13 protein-coding genes are annotated in these 17,417 nt (G+C 60.9%); 5 read left to right on the forward strand and 8 right to left on the reverse strand.

Features of this window, described 5'->3' with window-relative positions; genetic code table 11:
• Nucleotides 1-144: 144 nt before the first annotated feature.
• Complete coding sequence (locus AOT96_RS01595; protein WP_156778924.1) at nt 145-957, reverse strand: lytic transglycosylase domain-containing protein; 813 nt, start codon at nt 955-957, stop codon at nt 145-147.
• 140 nt (nt 958-1,097) lie between these two features.
• Here AOT96_RS01595 and efeU point away from each other — a divergent pair, with 140 nt between their 5' ends.
• Genes efeU through efeB form a run of 3 tightly spaced genes read left to right on the forward strand, consistent with a single transcriptional unit; the run spans nt 1,098 to nt 4,426 of the window.
• Complete coding sequence (gene efeU / locus AOT96_RS01600; protein WP_003946279.1) at nt 1,098-2,000, forward strand: iron uptake transporter permease EfeU; 903 nt, start codon at nt 1,098-1,100, stop codon at nt 1,998-2,000.
• Nucleotides 2,001-2,014: 14 nt separating this feature from the next.
• Nucleotides 2,015-3,145 carry an iron uptake system protein EfeO gene (gene efeO, locus AOT96_RS01605; protein WP_065351216.1) on the forward strand — a complete coding sequence of 377 codons (1,131 nt, stop codon included), beginning with the start codon at nt 2,015-2,017 and terminating at the stop codon, nt 3,143-3,145.
• The gene (gene efeB / locus AOT96_RS01610; protein ID WP_065351217.1) at nt 3,146-4,426 is read left to right on the forward strand and encodes an iron uptake transporter deferrochelatase/peroxidase subunit; all 1,281 of its coding nucleotides are present in this window, start codon (nt 3,146-3,148) and stop codon (nt 4,424-4,426) included.
• Nucleotides 4,427-4,441: 15 nt separating this feature from the next.
• Here the strand turns inward: efeB and AOT96_RS01615 are convergent, their stop codons facing one another.
• Nucleotides 4,442-5,686 (reverse strand): Hsp70 family protein, encoded by a 1,245-nt coding sequence (locus AOT96_RS01615; protein ID WP_065351218.1) that lies wholly within the window; start codon nt 5,684-5,686, stop codon nt 4,442-4,444.
• A 153-nt stretch (nt 5,687-5,839) separates the two neighbouring features.
• Between AOT96_RS01615 and AOT96_RS01620 the strand changes: the two genes are divergently transcribed.
• Nucleotides 5,840-7,678, forward strand: a complete 1,839-nt coding sequence (locus AOT96_RS01620; RefSeq protein ID WP_178377323.1) for a serine aminopeptidase domain-containing protein — start codon at nt 5,840-5,842, stop codon at nt 7,676-7,678.
• Nucleotides 7,679-7,806: 128 nt separating this feature from the next.
• Nucleotides 7,807-8,907: a lipase family protein gene (locus AOT96_RS01625; RefSeq protein ID WP_197523626.1), complete on the forward strand. Its 1,101-nt coding sequence runs from the start codon at nt 7,807-7,809 to the stop codon at nt 8,905-8,907.
• Here AOT96_RS01625 and AOT96_RS01630 read toward each other — a convergent pair whose 3' ends face one another.
• The 6 genes from AOT96_RS01630 to AOT96_RS01655 all read right to left on the reverse strand — a co-directional run bounded on the left by AOT96_RS01630 (nt 8,908) and on the right by AOT96_RS01655 (nt 17,275).
• On the reverse strand, nt 8,908-10,293 hold the full coding sequence (locus tag AOT96_RS01630) for a glycoside hydrolase family 71 protein (RefSeq protein ID WP_231917382.1): 1,386 nt from the start codon (nt 10,291-10,293) through the stop codon (nt 8,908-8,910).
• A 254-nt stretch (nt 10,294-10,547) separates the two neighbouring features.
• Complete coding sequence (locus AOT96_RS01635) at nt 10,548-12,329, reverse strand: polysaccharide biosynthesis tyrosine autokinase (RefSeq protein ID WP_083197576.1); 1,782 nt, start codon at nt 12,327-12,329, stop codon at nt 10,548-10,550.
• A complete protein-coding gene (locus tag AOT96_RS01640; RefSeq protein ID WP_065351221.1) occupies nt 12,326-13,741 on the reverse strand; it encodes a hypothetical protein in 1,416 nt (471 codons plus the stop codon). Before AOT96_RS01640 ends, AOT96_RS01635 begins: the two co-directional genes overlap by 4 nt.
• Complete coding sequence (locus AOT96_RS01645; RefSeq protein ID WP_054781156.1) at nt 13,738-14,541, reverse strand: SGNH/GDSL hydrolase family protein; 804 nt, start codon at nt 14,539-14,541, stop codon at nt 13,738-13,740. Before AOT96_RS01645 ends, AOT96_RS01640 begins: the two co-directional genes overlap by 4 nt.
• A complete protein-coding gene (locus AOT96_RS01650) occupies nt 14,538-15,974 on the reverse strand; it encodes an oligosaccharide repeat unit polymerase (RefSeq protein WP_007728850.1) in 1,437 nt (478 codons plus the stop codon). The genes AOT96_RS01645 and AOT96_RS01650 overlap by 4 nt, the downstream gene beginning before the upstream one ends.
• The gene (locus AOT96_RS01655) at nt 15,971-17,275 is read right to left on the reverse strand and encodes a hypothetical protein (RefSeq protein ID WP_058226034.1); all 1,305 of its coding nucleotides are present in this window, start codon (nt 17,273-17,275) and stop codon (nt 15,971-15,973) included. Before AOT96_RS01655 ends, AOT96_RS01650 begins: the two co-directional genes overlap by 4 nt.
• Nucleotides 17,276-17,417: the final 142 nt, after the last annotated feature.

Genomic DNA, 17,417 nt, shown 5'->3' on the forward strand with positions numbered 1-17,417 from the left:
CCTCCGGTCGAAAGAGGACCACGATCGCGGCTGGGCCTCTGCAGTGCCAGCACCTCTGTAGTGCCAGCACACAGCCTAACCGCACGGGCCGAAGGCTTCTTTATCGACGCGCGGTCACGGGTCCGACCTGCGGATCGATCACCGTCAGTCCGGCTGTACCCCGACTGAATACGCCGACGCACGATCACGAACGAGCGCGAGATAGTCGCCCGAGAGGTTGTACGCCATCAGTGCCTGCTGCCATCCGGCAGCGGAAGTGAGGTCTCCCCCGCGTGCGCACAGGTAGCGGGCGGCCGTGAGGGCAGCGTCGTCGATGTTGTCGGGGTCCACCCGGCCGTCGCCGTTGGCGTCGACTCCCCATTTGAGCCACGTCTCGGGGATGAACTGCATGGGCCCCATCGCACGGTCGTGCACTGGATCGCCGTCCATCGCCCCGCCGTCGGTGTCGGGGATCTCGGCAACTCCCGGGCCACCGTCGAGAGGGATTCCCCGAATGATCGGAGCAACCTGGCCGAACGCGTCGACCGACGAGCCGTCGTAGGTCCCGTGGCGGCTCTCGACGCTGCCGATACCGGCCAAAGTTGTCCACCCGATTCCGCAGCCGGGAAGCGTCTCGGCCATGACCGCAGCGGCGTACCCGTAGGCCTCGAGTGCCGTCGTCCCGATCCCGATGTCGTCCGACAATCCCGCTGCCCAGTCGGCGAGTTGATCAGCACTGCGGCCGGGAGCATTGATGTCGATCGGCGGCGTCGGAGAGCCGGTACCTGGGGGTATGCCCTCCGGAATGGCTACTTTCGGTTCGTTCGATCCGCAAGCCACGACGCCTGCGCCCAGCAAAGCTGTTCCGGCAGCTACTGCTGCTACGGCTCGCGAGAGACGCCGGGGACTTCTGCGGGCTGCGGGAGTTCGGTACACCCCTCCATCATCCACATGCGAGTGAACTACTCCCGAATCCATTGGTAAAGAACAGCAAAAGTACAGGTGAGAGCATGGTTCGCCGTCGATGATGGAGTATCTTCTTCTGAGTTAAGGCTGGCCTAGCCTCATGCGTTCGTCAGAAGCTGTTGCACTCACTCAGTCAGGAGTCGCCCGTGCCCGTGTCGGTACTCGCTGCCGCGAGCACACCATCAGTTGCCACCCAGCTATTCGGCAGTGGCCTGATCGGTCTGCGCGAAGGCCTCGAAGCGGGCATCGTGGTGATGATTCTCGCCGCCTACCTCGTGAAGGCCCAGCGCAAGGACGCACTGAAATGGGTGTGGCTCGGCGTCGCGATCGCCGTCGCGATGGTGGCGATCATCTTCTTCGCGATCCACTACGGAACGTCGACGGTCGACGGCCTGACCGCAGAGATCATCGCGGGCGTTGCCTCCCTGATCGCCGTCGTCATCGTCACGATCATGGTCTTGTGGATGCGCACGGCCGCCAAAAACATTTCCGGAGATCTGAAAGCGGGGATGGAGAAGGCGTTGATCGCCGGACCCGTCGCCATCTTGTCGCTGTCGTTCTTCGCGGTCGGTCGTGAAGGCGTCGAGACTGCGTTGCTCATGGTCGGTTACGCCGAGAACACCGCAGGCAGCTCCTGGCCGTTGGTCGGACTGCTCCTCGGAATTCTCCTGGCCGCCGTCTTGACCGTCGCCATGTACTTCGGCGCCCTCCGTCTCAACCTGACGACGTTCTTCCGGTACACGGCGATCTTCCTCATCGTCGTAGCCGCCGGAATCCTCTCGTACGGTGTTCGCGCTCTGCAGACCGGAAACGTCCTGCCGGGCGGTTCGAATCTCGCGTTCAACCTGACACCCGGCTACGACCCGTCGACCTGGTACGGCACCGTCCTCGCCGGAATCTTCAACTTCCGCCCGGACCCGACCGTCCTGCAAGCCGTCGCATGGGTCGTCTACCTCGTAGTCGTCCTCGCGCTCTTCCTACGTCCCCTTCCGTCGAGCCCATCGGAACCGACAACCCCGCCTGCGCACGACACACACGTTCCCGAAAAATCCTGAGAGGCATTGCCGACATGCGTAAATACACCCTCGTACTGGCCACGGCCGCGGTACTTCCCTTCTCCCTCGCCGCATGCACCGAGAAGACGACCGCGAGCGACGGCGACATCGTCGTCACGGCCACCGACGATTCGTGTGACGTCAGTGCCACCACTGGAACCACTGGCAGTTCGACGTTCCAGGTGACGAACAACGGCTCGAAGGTCACCGAGTTCTACGTCTTCGCCGAGGGCAATCGAGCGATGGGCGAAGTCGAGAACATCGGCCCCGGCCTTACCCGGCAGCTGATCGTCTCCCTCCCCGAGGCTGCGACCTATCAACTCGCGTGCAAGCCGGGCATGGTCGGAACCGGCATCCGTCAGGACTTCGTCGTCACGGGCGATTCGCAGGCGGCCACCGACGAGAGCGGCCAACTCGCCGAAGCTGCCGACGGCTACCGGAGGTACATCCGCAGCCAGATCGTCGCACTGCAGGACACCGCTGCTCAGTTCGTCGCCGCCGTCCAGTCCGGCAACGTCGACCAGGCGAAGGCACTCTTCCCGATCGCACGTACCTACTACGAGCGCATCGAACCCGAAGCCGAGAGCTTCGGCGAACTCGATCCCAAGCTGGACCTGCGCGAAGCGGATCTGGAGCCCGGTCAGGTCTGGACGGGATTCCACCGCCTCGAGAAGGATTTGTGGGTGACCGGGCTTCAGCCGGATACCAACGCGGTCGCCGATCAACTGCTCGAAGACATTCAGTATCTTGCCGACCAGCTGAATGCCGAGGATTACACGATCGATCCAACCAAGATCGCCGGCGACGCCCAAGGACTGCTCGACGAGATCTCGACTTCCAAGATCACCGGCGAGGAAGACATCTTCTCGCACACCGACCTGTGGGATTTCCAGGCCAACGTCGACGGCTCGCAAGCGGCGATCGCGGCACTGAACCCGATTCTGCAGGAACGTAATCCCGAGCTCGCCCAGCGCATCGCTGACCGATTCGCCGACCTCGACGCTGCGCTGGCGCAGTTCCGGGTCGGCGACGGATTCGTGTACTACGACACCGTCACCGAGGCGCAGCGTCAGGAACTCTCGCGTAAAATCGATGCACTGTCCGCCGAGGTCAGCCAGGTCCAGGAAGTAGTCGCGGGACAGTAGATGACTGATTCACCAGAAGGCACACCCGCTGCGGAAAACGCAGCACCGCACGCAGTCTCACGACGCCGACTGTTCGGCGCCGTGGGGGCCGGCGCCGTTCTGGCCGGCGCCGGTGCCGTCATCGGGCGGGTGACCGCCGACGAGAGTTCCGGCGCCGATCACGCAGACGTGGTCGCCTTTCGCGGCGAGCATCAGGCAGGCATCACGACGCCGGCCCAGGATCGTATGCACTTCGTCGCTTTCGATGTGACGACGAAGTCGCGCGACGAACTGATCACGCTGCTGCAGACGTGGACGGCGATGGCCGAACGAATGACGGCGGGTCAGGAAGCAACCGAAGACGGAGCGACCGGCGACGGTCCGTATGCACCACCGAGCGATACGGGTGAGGCACTCGATCTCGCGCCGTCGCAACTCACCCTGACCATCGGATTCGGACCGTCACTTTTCGACGACCGTTTCGGGCTCGCAGACAAGAAACCTGCTGCCCTGCTCGATCTCCCTCACTTCCGGGCGGACAACCTCGACCCGAATCGGAGCGGGGGCGACATCGCCATCCAAGCGTGCGCCAACGACCCCCAGGTTGCCGTCCATGCGATCCGCAACCTCGCGCGAGTCGCGTTCGGGACCGCGTCGGTCAAATGGTCGCAACTCGGGTTCGGACGAACATCCTCGACCTCGACGACGCAGGCGACGCCACGAAATCTGTTCGGGTTCAAGGACGGAACAGCCAACATCAAGGCGGAAGATCCGGACGCACTCGCCCAGCACGTCTGGGTTGATCCCACTGACGATCAGGCCTGGATGGCAGGCGGATCATTCCTCGTCGCCAGACGAATCCGCATGCTGATCGAGCAGTGGGATCGCGCAGTACTCAAGGAACAGGAAGCTGTCATCGGCCGCTCCAAACGGAGCGGAGCGCCGCTCGGTGGCAAGGACGAGTTCGACGAGCTCGATCTCGATTCCAAAATGGGACACGACTTCGTCATCCCGGAGGATTCACACGTGCGCCTGGCCTCTGCCGAGGAACTCGGTGGGATTCAGATCTTGCGCCGCGGATACAACTTCACGGACGGCTCCGACGGCTTCGGCCACCTGGACGCGGGACTGTTTTTCGTTGCGTACTGCCGGAATCCGGTCGAGCAGTTTGTTCCGATGCAGCAAAACCTTTCACGACACGATGCGCTGAACGAATACATCCAGCACGTCGGTTCTGCCGTCTTCGCGTGCCCCGGTGGTCTCGCCGACGGCAAGGACTGGAGTTCCCAACTGTTCACCTGACGCGAGTCTCTGTGTTCAGTACCTCCACGAACGCACCAAATTGACCGGTGCCCGATTCCGCTCGGTCAGTGGATCGATTGCTCTGGTCGTGGTCGGCGGCAGCAAGTCGGAGGTAGGTACCGGCGCGACAATTGCCGTTGTTTGCGCCTGCGGCGGTTCCGCCTGTGCAGGATCCGAAAACGGGCGCAGCACCGCCCACGCGAGGAAGCTGGTCAGCGCAACCATCGAGAACCCGACGCCCACAAGGATTTGCATCCTCCCAAGCCCACCAGCAGGTAGCGAATCCGATTCGGTGTCTTCTTCGGTTTCACCGACGCTGTGCACCACGGCCTGATCGGAAGACATTTCTACAGTATCCGTTGCGATTTCCGAGTCGGAGACTGCCGAAACCGCGACGTCCGAAACCGCGACGTCCGAGCTGGGGTGCTCCTGATGTAAGACCTCGGCTATCAATGCTGCGCCCTTGGCCGAGGCGAGCTCGGGCTCGGCCGGCCTGATCACCGGTACCGAAAACTCCCGCGCGAGTATCTTCTCCACCAGTGAAATTCGGGCGCCTCCTCCGACGAGAACCAAAGCGTCAGGGACACACCGAGCTCGTGCCGCAACTTCTCGAATCACCATCAGCGTGTCTTCGACTTCACGCTTGACAACCGAATCGAAACGGATACACATGGATTCGGGAACGGGCATCACCTGCGCACGACGGGAGCCACTGGCGAGATACTCCTTGACTTCGCGGGCGTCGAACGCTGAATCAGCGTCGAGGGCTGCATCAACAGTGGTTGCGGGAAGTAACTCCGCGACAACCCCGTCGAGCCTGTCACCGGCGAGCGCCGTCGACCGCGTGGACGCGATGGTTGTCGCGGTCCCGATCTCGATCATCGAGACAGTCACTCCGGTTCGACCGATATCGAGAACTGTAAGTAACCGAAAACCTTCGGCCGCACCCGAAGTCCGTACCAACGCGACAACGGCAACCGCTTCCGGCACCGTGACAACGCCCTCGATACCTCGGGCACGCAGTTCTGATTCGAGCGCTACGTTCTGCCGCTCGTCGGGAACCGAAATGACCATCCGTGACGTATCCCCGCGAACCGCAGCAACTAGGTGAATCGCGGCTGTCCGGACCGGAGAGGCGTCGTATGCATCTACAGTCCGAGTCAGGAATCGACCGCTCGTGGATCCGGTTTCCGGCTGGGGGTCGGCCCGAACAATACGAACCGAGGCAGCGCCCAACGACGCACCGAACACTGGATCCATCGCTGTACGCACCCCCATATCCAACTCTTGCACTGTTCATCCACCGCAAAACATACTTGCGGTATGTTATCTGTAGCGGGAAGTTTACCGGATCCTCTGGAAACCGGAGAACTACGCGAAACTGGCAGGCCGAATCAATGTGTGGAGAGGTCCTTGAACAAATCGATGGCCAACATGACAACCGTGATGTCCGCACTACACGCACCCAACCCCACCCTGCTGGCGATCACCACCCGGCGCCTCCGCGACCGCCAGACACCGACCGGGATTCGCACGATCGACACGTGGATTCCGGGCCCTGGTGATGGGGCACTGTTCGCCTCGGTTCACCTGCCGTCGGATGCTGCCGTGCGTGGTGCCGTGGTCATATGTCCACCCCTCGCGAAGGAACACATCAGCGCTTATCGGGGACTGCGCCAACTCGCCCAAGAACTTGCCGAGCACGGATTCCTCGCTCTTCGTTTCGACTATGAGGGACAAGGAGATTCATCCGGTCGGCAGGATGACCCGCTAGCAGTTGCGCACTGGCAGGCCAGCGTGACAGCAGCCGTTTCGTACGTGCGGCGCACAGGTATCGAGTCCGTTGCCGTCGCAGGTTTGCGTGCAGGGGCCCTACTGGCCGCGTCCACCGTAGATACACTTGGCGACCTACGTGCGATGGTCTTGTGGGATCCGGTCATATCCGGTAGGGCCTATGTTCGAGAACTGACGTCGCTGTACCGCGTTTCGGTCGACGACGACCCCCACCACGACGATTGCACATCGATCGTCGGCGGCCTGCTGGCTTCCGCAGCGGTGAATGACCTTTCCGGACTTGACCTCAGCACGTTCGATCCGAGTTCGTCGACAAAAGTCCTCGCCGCGATTCGCCCTGAATTCGCTGATTCGCCCCGCGTGGTACGGATGCTCGAGCGATCCGGTGCTGAACGCATATTCGTCGAACGCCAGAATCAGTTCGTTTCCCCCAGCAGTTTCGTACTCTCGGTGCCTACGCACGACATACAGCGGATTTCGAGTTGGGTGTCGCGACAATTCGGCGAGGACAAGACTTCCGTCGATCCAGAGATCACGTCGGCGGCGCATGTCGCGACGGCTGACGACGGCGAAGAAGTCTGGGAAATATTGGAACGACGGTCCACCGGATCACTATTTGCAATCTCCACCGCATCCCGCACGACCGCGAGCCACGCTGCCACAGCGATCTTTCACAGCACCGCGAACGAGCACCGGATCGGGCCGGCGAGACTGTGGGTCGAGTCCGCTCGAACTCTCGCCTCGCACGGTATTCGCTCGATTCGCTTCGACAGGATGGGCACAGGAGACAGCGGCACGGTCTGCACCGACGAGAGCACGCCCATCGTGTCTCCGGAAGCGCGCCGCAATGTGTTGGATCTCGTCGACACTCTCGACGTGCCGCCGTCCCGCCGGATGCACGTCGGAATGTGTTCCGGCGCATGGATGGGCGCCTTTGCAGCAAGCCAGCGCGGCGCAAGGTCCGTGGTGCTTCTCAACATAGTGAACTGGTCGATCAACAATCGCCGACCACCAGTGAAGAAAGCACACGTCGATGCAATGGAGTCTGACGTTGCAAACCGAATTTTCCTCGTGGCCAGAACAATTCGCAATTCCGGACGACGAGCTCAGCGGTACGTTCCCTACCCGGTGTGGCTCGGTCTCGGTTTCCTCGGATTGGTCAATGCCCCCGAGTCGATGCTTCGGACCTTGACCCGCCGCGGGACAAAAACTGCAGTGTCACTCTCGCCGGAAGACGAAGCGTGGTTCGAGGCGAACAGAGGCCGACGAGGTATAGCGCGTCTTTCGAGATCGAGGAATCCTCCACAGGTCTTGTTCTCAGGCTCCGGCGATCACAACCTGTTCCATCGCAGTTCGCGAGAACGCGTCCGCCGGTTGATAGTTGCCTCTGCACTCGATGCGTTCGGAGACCGAAAACTCGCCGTGTCGAAGCGCGATCAGGAGCGACTCGGAGCATGATGCGCACGTCTACCCGGGACGGAATTACAACGTCGTCCCAAGTATTTGTAGTCGTTGCAGCGACAACCGTGGCGCTTCTGACCGGTTGCACTGCCCACACAGGGCCCTCAAAACCGACTCCTACGTCCGTGCCTCTTCCCTCGATCAGCGCCGACGCCGTCGCGGCCAGAGGCAAACTGGAAAGTGCGTCCGCGTTCGACGAAATCGATCCACTGATCGCCGACGTGGGCGCGACTGCCCACCAGATCACGTACCGATCAACTTCAGGTATGGACGGAAGCTCAACGGTCGTGTCTGGAGTCGTCTTCGTTCCGGAAGGCGATCCACCACCCAGCGGGCGGTCTGTTGTCACCGTCGGTCACGGCACAACGGGAGTGACTGCGGAGTGCGGACCTTCGATGTACCCCAATCTCCTGGGTTACGCGAGCACGATCGTCCCTTTGATGAAACTTGGGTTCGTCGCAGTCATGACCGACTACCAAGGATTGGGTCCGGCAGGCGGCATCAACCCGTACCTCGATCCGAACACCAGCGCATTCAACCTGATCGACGGAGTTCGCGCGGCGCGAGAAATGGTCCCGGACACGTCCGGGAAATGGGCAGGACTCGGCGTGTCGATCGGCGGGCAGGCGACATGGGCGGCGGCAGAGTTGTCCGGTTTCTACGCGCCCGAATTGAATTTTGTCGGATCGGTAGCGCTGGCTCCGGCGGCAGATCTTTCCAAGCTCGCCGACTTGGCCCAGTCGCAGTGGCTGACGCATGAACAGCAGATCATGATGTCGTACGTAGTATCTGGGCTGACCATCGCTCGACCCGGCACCGATCCAGGCAACTACCTACACGGCGCGCTGGCGAGCAACTCTGCGATGTGGCTGGCATGTGCGGGTCCGGTGTTGAAAGAACGCGGCGAACAAGCATCACGACTGAATCCCGCCGATACCCTGCCGAACTCCGACGAGGCCGGAGCAGTCTTGCGCGACTGGCTCATATCGATCGCCCTTCCGCAGCGTCCGGCCGGAGGACCACTCTTGGTCATCAACGGCGACGCTGATCAGACGATCCGCCCGCAGTGGGTGCAAGAGGCCGTCGACAATGCCTGTGCGTTCGGCGATTCGGTGCAGCACATCGTCAGGGCAGGCCAAACTCACAATAATCTGGATCCGGGGTCCGAGACCGCAGTCTGGCTCCAAGCGCGCTTCAGAGGCGAGTCACCGCCGTCGGACTGCTGATTATCGTCCAAAACTCGAATCGACCAGGTACTCCATGTTCTGAACCGCAGGAGTGGACACGACGTCTGAATGTGCCTTCGCCGAAGCCACTTCCGCCCCGTTTCGAACCACGCTGACCGAGACGGCGCCGACCGCCGATGGAACCGTGCAGATGTCCATCCCTGTATCGGCACTGCACGTGGTCGTCGTACCGCCGACCGTAACTTTCACTTCGGCACCTTCGACCAAGAAGGTCAAAACCTCGATCGTGTCGCGAACCGGGGACGACCCCGCACGCAGAATCATCGGTGATACCGAGGGTAGTGCGGGTTGCGCGGACGACAGCTGGTTCCGATAGGTGACGTACGCGATATCACGTGCAATCGCCGGTGCCGTTCCGGTCTTGAACCAGTCGACAAAATATGCGTTCAAATCGAGCAGCGCACGACCGTGCCCCTCGCTCGGTGCAAACGCCGTACCTTCGCTGTAGTCGTTCCACGAAATTAGTTGCACCCATTCGCTATCCGATTCGCGCGCAATCTGCCAGGTGTTTCGGAGATTCCCAGTGTTCTGCGCTTCGTCGAAAACCGATTGGCTGGGACGCGCATCCTGGAACGAGACCGACTGCATCCATATCTTGCCGAGAGCGTGCGCTCGGTTCACCTGATCCAGTGGCGAGCCGATCCCGGTGTCCGTCACTGGATTGAAGGAAGGGTTACGTCCACCCCACGTCGACATTCCATAGCTTATCGACGCAAATGAATCCATATTCGTGGTGGAGTTCAGGAAGAGTGGAACGAAGGCCACCTCGATCCCGTAGCGGGCCTTCATGATTTCGAGAAACTGCGACCACCACGCCGGGTCGTGTTTCTCGGCAAGAAAGGGCGAAATCACCACCCGGTTGTCCGTCAATCGAAAAACCGACGGCGATGACGCGTACTGCGACAACTCGCCTGCCAGATTCGCGGGGTCCAATGTGCCGAGTTCGCCGTTCATATCCGGCATCAGCATTATTTCGAACGCAGGATCAACCGCAGCCGAAGCGGCGAGAAGTTGGGACGGAACGGACGAAGACCACAACGGGTTCGACGACTTCGTCAGAATGTCAACCGAGAACCCACTGATTCCCGCGTCGATTGCCTGCCGCACTTCATCTTCGAGATCTCGCTGCCTCCACTGTGGGTCAGCTGAAACAGGCCGTGGTTGCGGTCGGTCTCGAAGAAACCCTCCGAATGCGGCGTATGAACCTCGTTCACCGTTCGGATTGAGATACTGCGTGGCGTAATAGTCTTCGCCCGACGGTAGGTTGTCGATCGAAAGGGGATACGGCGGGAAGTAGTGCGCAAAGACCATTTTGGCGGTCGACTGTCCGTTGTCCGGAAGCTCGACGGGGGGATGTGATGACACCGCCGCGTCAACCCTCGCGTTTGGGTCCACTCCATCAGAGAGCCTGAGGCCGGCCACTACGAGAAGCACTGACGACACCAGCGCAATGCCGATGGCAACTGCACGAAATTTCCTGTCCCGCGAACCTTCGATACTCACCCGTTTCCGTTTTCGAGCATCGGCGTTCACCGAATCAGCCACCCCTTCTCACACACGGCCTTACGCCGCAATGTCCGGTGACGTTGACATCCCGAACCTGGAAATCGAATTCCAATTCAATTCTGCTGCACAGAATCCGAAGCTTGCGACGGGTGATTCGACCTGGAATCGGAATCGCCGTTCCCACCGAGTGATCTTACCTGCCGCTTATCGGTCGGCAACTCGTCACTCGAGAGGTTCGCCTTCTGCGCGACCATTGTGCGGAGCATCGAGCGAGGGATCGCCACTGTCGGACTGTCCAGATCACTGCGCGTGTAGCGCCCCTCAGTCTCCGCCGGCTCCCATTCGTCGAAATCGATGCGCATGTCTTCGGCCGGAGATTCGGCCGAATCCCCCGAAACATGCTTCTCCACTTCATTCTTCCCCGTCGATCCCACACCTGGTTCTGCGTGTACTACCTGCGCGCCGGCTCCTCGTTCAACGGGAGGCCACGCGCCGACTGGTTCATTCGATGCATCATTCACCGGAGGCTCGTTCGCCGCAGGCGCGTCCACCACACTCACACGGCTGCGGACCTTGACCAAGCCACCCCGTCCGACACCCGACAGCACCGCGCCCAACAGGTTCGCGCCGGCAGCGCGCAGCGTGGTCGCTGCGCCTTCCACCTCGTCGACCGACGAAATACTCTGTGTTGAAACAAGAACCACGCCGTCGACGACTGAGCCGATCACAGCCGAATCGGAATAGAGCGACAACGGTGGACCCACGACGATCGTGTATTCGAATTTCTCGGAGGCTTCCGAAAGCATCTCGCGTGCCGAGACCGATGCGATGGCATCACCGGAATCGGATCGTATCGAGCCGGCGGGCAGCAGAGTCAATGAGCGACCGGGTACCTGAACGAGCACGTCCACGAGCGGAATCGCACCGGCCAGCACGTCGGAAAAGCCGACTGCCGGCTTGATACCGAGGTATGAATCCAAGCTCGGCGACCTCAAGTCACCGTCCACCAACAGCACTCGACGTCCCGCTTCGGACAGGACAACCGCGAGATCGGCTGCGATGCACCCCGCAGGCTCCGAGTACCGAGGCGAGGCGATGAGGACCGAACGGATCGCGTCGGCACTCGGGCCGGCGAACTCGATACCTGTCCTGAGCTTGCGTATCGACTCGGCATAGGCGGTCGCGCCGTCGGCGGGGAACGTCAACGCGCGAAATCCCCGCGAGGCCGATTCCGGAACTGTCGCCAAAATCGGTACACCTGCAACGGCCGAGAGCATGGAAGCGCTTCGAACGGACCGGTCGAGTCGCCCAAGGAGCACCCGGACGCCGATGCCGACGACCAGGCCACCGATGAGGCCGAACAGGGACGTCATCACGAGATTCGAACCCCCACTGGCATCTTCAGCGTTGGCCTCGGTGACCACCTGGACGGAGGTATTCGGACGGCCACCACCGTTAGGGGTCTCCAACTGCCCCACATATTGTGCAAAATTCTTCGCATACGCATTGGCGATACCGGCCGATCCTTCGGCCGTCGAATCCGTGACAGAGACCTGCAAGAGCACAGTTTTCTCAACTGCTGCCGCCGAAACCTGCGAGGCCAACTCATGTCCGCTCATTGGAAGACCCAGGTCGTCGATCACCTTGACCGCCAGATCGTCGCTCGAAAACAGTTGGGCATAGGTCGCCGCTCGTTGCTGAGAAAACAGATCGCCCTGGTAGGCGCCAGCCGAGTCAGCACTGATCGGCGAGCCGATGAACAGCACAGTTGTCGACGTGTAGGACGACGGACTCGAGATGGCCATGAAAGCACCGAGGATCAAGCCGAGCACCGCGAAGACAGGTATTGCCCACCCCCGCCTCAGAATTCGCGCGGCAGTGCTGAGTGCATTCATGTGTTCGCCTTTCTTGGAGATCGCTGTGTGCGTGTGTCTCCGTCGCGCCGTGGCGTGTAACTTGCCACCGAGTCAGTTGTGTCTGGCCGATTCACGGGCAACACTGCCCCTCGCTGCGTTCGGCGCGTGGTCGTCAAGAGGACCAAACCTTCGATTTTCGCTCCTGCGATTTCCAGATCGTGAATCTTCGTCATCACCGTCTGCATGTTTGTCGAATGAGACTGAACGACAAGGATTATCGAACGGCATACCTTGGCCAGTCGGCCCGAGTCGGCGTACTGCGTCCCGCCGGAGTCGAAAACAACCACTACGTCGAACCTGGCACTCAGATCTCGCAGCATGCGCCTGAACGACTCAGACTCGAAGACTCGCTCCGGAGTTTCGGTCGGCGAACCGCTCCGGAGGAGAGTCGGATGCAGCGGTGTCGAGATCAGAACATCATCGAGGACGCTGTCCGACATGACGATGTCGGTGACCCCGAACTCGATATGTGCACGCGAGGATCGGAAGTTGCAGTCGACGAGAACCACCGAATACCCCAGAGCGCAAGCAGCATCGGCAATGCCGCCAGCTGCGAACCTGCTGATCTTCCCCTCGTCGGCAGCGGTCACGAGCACGGGTGACGCGGGCGTACCTGACCCGATGAGATCTCGGTTGAACTGCAGTCTCTCAAAATAACTTCTCGATGCCGACTGAGCACCTTCCTCGGCGGACAATCCCCTGTCACCGAGGTACGGGATCGACTCGAGCACAGGTAGACCCGTCCAGGCCGCTAATTCGTCGACACCCTGAACTGCTCTCGACCTCGCAGCAGCCAAGATCACACCAGTCACTCCAACCAGCGATCCGACGACCAACCCCAGAAGAACGTTCGGAATCGTCTGCGGACCAGCCGGGCTCGTCGGTGCTGACGCCGTGACGACAGTCAGCGGCTGAACCGTCGGGATCAAAGTCCCACTCGGCGTCTCGAGTCGCCGGATCGTCTCGTTCATCTCATCCGAAGCCGCGTTCGTCAGTTGCAACGCCCGGTCTGCGCTGTCGGTGGTGCCAGAGATTTCGAGCAACACGGTGTCGGGCACAACGCGAACCGAAATGCTTTCGACGTCACGCAGACCACTCTCGCCCAGACGACTTGCGACGCGGGCCGAGAAGTCGGCACCCTCCGCCAGACGCGTGTACGTACCCGCTCGTTGCTGCGAGAATTCGTCACCTTGGAAAGGGCTCGAATCGGCATTGCCCAGAGTGGTCGGTGTACCCCACCCTGGCGTGGTGAGAAAGAGCTGGGTCGAGGACTTGAAAGTGGTCGGCGTGAGCAATGTCAGCAGAACGCCTACCAGCAGGCCGAGCAATGTCGAGATGCCGACGACAACCCACTTGTCACGAAGGACTCCGAAGAAGCGGGACGGGTTCATCGCAGAATCCCCCCATTCGGCGCGCCCTCGCGAATCACACCGGAGGCGGTCAGCGATTCCACCAGTTTCTGAGCAATCACTGCGTTCCCCACTGCATTCGGGTGCACACCGTCCTCGAATTTCAGTGTCGTGAGGTCCACGTCGGCGTACCAACCGTCGGCAACAGGATCGATCACGGTCGCGGCAACCGATTCCCCGTAACTTCGCAGCGCTGATACGAATTGGTCGTATCCGTCGTACGGCACAGGTGTGACGTATGTCGGCACGATGATCACCAGACGCGCATCCGGCCATGCATCCCGGACGGTATCGATGTACGACGTCATGACGGGAAACAAATCCATCGGACTCATGTGCAGATCGTTTCGCCCACCGTCCACGAAAATGATGTCCGCTCGATACCGCTCGATCGACACCTGTAGTCGATTCTCGAATCGTGTTGTAGTTCCCTGATACTCGGGTGCGCCGTCGTTGGTGAAACCGGTGCTTCCCTGAGCATCGACATTGCAGTCCCACCCCATCCGGACGCAGATGATTCTCGGGTATGCCCCGAGCCCGATTCCGTTGATGCCCGCAGTGAAGCTGTCGCCGAACCACATCGATGCCGGCGCTGTGTCCGGCGGCAACTGAGGAACCGTTGTCGCTGCTGTGAGGGCGGACCGGCCGTTTCCGGCAGCCGAATTCTGACGCACCGACAGCGCCGTCGCACAAACGACCAGTACCACCAGCAGAGCAAGGCCCACGAGTTCCAGCGGGCGACGGGCAGAGATTCTCGACGAGAATCGGTTCGTCCGAGTCATCGAGTCACCTCCCGCCGTGAGACGAAGAATGCACAACCGATGATGACGAGGAAGTACGACATCGCTTGCAGCAGTGATCCTCTGAGCAGAATGATCAGGTAGAAGGGCAGGATGCAGGCAAGGATCGTCGGCGCCCTGGACTGGCGCAGCGACAGTTCGATTCGTCTGTCCTGAATCCCTGCGATCAAGCCTAGAGCAACCATTCCGACAATCAGCGCGATCCACCCACCGTTGACGAACAGCTCGGACCACAACGGAGCAGAAAGGTTCTTGACCGTGTAGTTGCGGCTCTCCGCGAGCAGGATGCCCGTGTCCGTAGCTTTGCCGGGCCAGATGGTCCGCGGAATCCAGAAAAGAACAACTCCGAGTGCCTGCTTGCCATCGGTAACCCCGTGCGTATTCACAAAGTTGACGGTGTTGTTTACCTGCGCAAATGCGTCGTAGTCCGGAGACGTGAGCGATTCGAGAGGCGAGCTTGTCTTGAACTGTGCCGACGTGCTGTACCTGAACGCATCGGCGAGCGGAAAGACCAGGACAAGTGCAGCCACGGCAAGCAAGGCAACCACACGGAAACGACCACGGGTCGCGAAGAGTCCGAAAAGTGCCGCCACGGCTAGTGCTGCAGTACCGAACAGATACCTCGCACTCGAGATCGGATTGAAAGTCAACAACAGCACGGCTCCGAGCACGATGGCGCAGAGAAGAAACAAACGATCGGCTCCCGGATTCTGATCACGGTATTTGACCACCGCGATGAATGCGACAAGCAAGGACATCATCGCGACGGCGCCGATGATGCTGGCGACCGTGGATTGCCCCAGCGACGCACTCGCCTGCTCCACCACGGCACTTCGGCTCGACAGAAGCGTCCCTACACCAAGTTTCTTGATGTAGTACGCGTTGGCGACCAGGGCGCAACCGGCAAGAATCAAAACCCGAACGGGATCCACACGCACGCTTGTGGCGTTTCCCCATCGCGTGTCTTTGATTCGACGCCACACCGCTCCGGAGAACACTAATCCCACCAGGAAGCCGCCGATTCCCAGAAGGACGATAGCCACCGCTGTCGAGTTGAGGGACGGATCCACTCGGGGCGTCGTAGGAGGAATCTCTCGCAGGCGGAGCTGGGCAAGTGGGGCAAGACCCATGAAGACATAGGTGAAAACCCAGAACGACATCTCGACGAGCCGACGAAAGCCCTCGCCCACAATCCACGCATAGCGCAGTCCCGAAATCGTGGTGACGGCAAGTACCGCCATCCATACACGCCCTGGCGGTGTCGGAGTGAACTCGACGACTGCGAAAGGCACGATGATCACCATGATCACCGCGGTCCAGATCGCAATCAGCGGTGGCATCAACGAGTCCTGCCGCCCGACGTCGAATTCCGCGAACTCGTGAGGCTTTGTCCGCCCGCTGGAAATTGTTTTCACGTGGTCGTCCCGGCCAGTGCGCCTGTTCGTGTTCGGCGCAGATCGCCTGGTTCGGCACGATCAGCAGTGGACGGCACGCTCGCGGGGTCTTCACGGCCGGAGTGCTTCCGTTGGGCAGCGACCACCAGGCACACCGCAACGAGGACGGACGAGACCGCCAGCCCGATCGCGACTCCGACCGCGGTTCCTGTGAGGGCCGCGGCCGCGCTGCAGATGACGATTGCCGTGAGACTCTGGACAATTCGCAGCTTGAGCAGTCGTCCGCTGGCTCCTTGAGTGCGGTAGAGATTGTAAACACCCGCTATCCAACAGATCGCCGCGTACTCGAGTCCGAGAAACGGCAGAACATGGCGAGCCTCGGCCCAGGACTCACCTAGAACGACTCGGCCGAGTGCATCTGGAAGGAAGGGAGCGGCGAATCCGATCGTTGCCGCCATCGCAGATGTGAGCCACGCTGCATAACGCAGTGTGCTCCACACCTGGCGCGCGGTATGGCCGGCCCGCACCGATTCGGGAATGACGATCAGTGGAAGAGAACTGATCAGCACGGCGAACGGCCCCAAGACGGTCACGGCTCCGCGTAAAGACGCGGCAGCCACCGTTCCGATGAAGGCCGTGGACACCGCGACGATCACGATTGCAGCCAGTTGGTCGATGCCACTCTCGAATCCGAACCGGATTCGATGAGTCCAGAACGACGCCCACCAGCGATACAGACCAGTCAGTCGCGGTAGCGTCTGTACGCGAATCATCAGGTAAACGAGTGCGAGTCCTCCGGCGACGGACCACAACCAAATCATCTCTGCGATCGAAAGTGCCTCTGGTCGAATCCAAGTCACGACAAGCACACCGAACGCCGCACTCGCCCACAACGCGTCGCTGAAGAACGCGTGTTCCGGTTCTCCCATCGACATCGCGGTGAACCGCAAGGCATCCTGCGCGAGAACAACCGGCGCGGCAACGGCGTATGCAATCCCCACCTGCGGTTCGTGAAGGAAAACCGAGACTCCGAGGGCAACGATCCCAACCAGGACTCCGAAGGTGGCAGCACCCGAGATCGCATGTCTGCTCTCCGCGCGAATCCTGTTGCGACTGTGGGCACTCATCAACAGCAGGGGTGTGCCAACTGCACCTCGAACGAATCCGAGCGCAGCCGTGAGGATGGAGAAAACAAGGATCGCCAGACCGAACTCACTGACGGAGGACGGTCCGGCCATCGCGAACAGAATCAACGCGTTACTTACGCTGGACAGCACTTGGTCACCCGCACTGAACAGCACTCGCAGCTTCAGACCTGCCACGACCCCACCTCCCTTGCACACGTGGTGTCTCCAGACTGAGATCAAATTGAAACCGTCGGTCGGCTCAGTCCACCTGAAACAGTCTATAGGATTGTTTACTGCGAAGTAGCCGGGGTTGCCTTCGTGCATTCCTCCAGAGAGA

This window comes from Rhodococcus sp. 008 (genome assembly GCF_001682295.1).
Taxonomy (GTDB): Bacteria; Actinomycetota; Actinomycetes; order Mycobacteriales; family Mycobacteriaceae; genus Rhodococcus_F; species Rhodococcus_F qingshengii.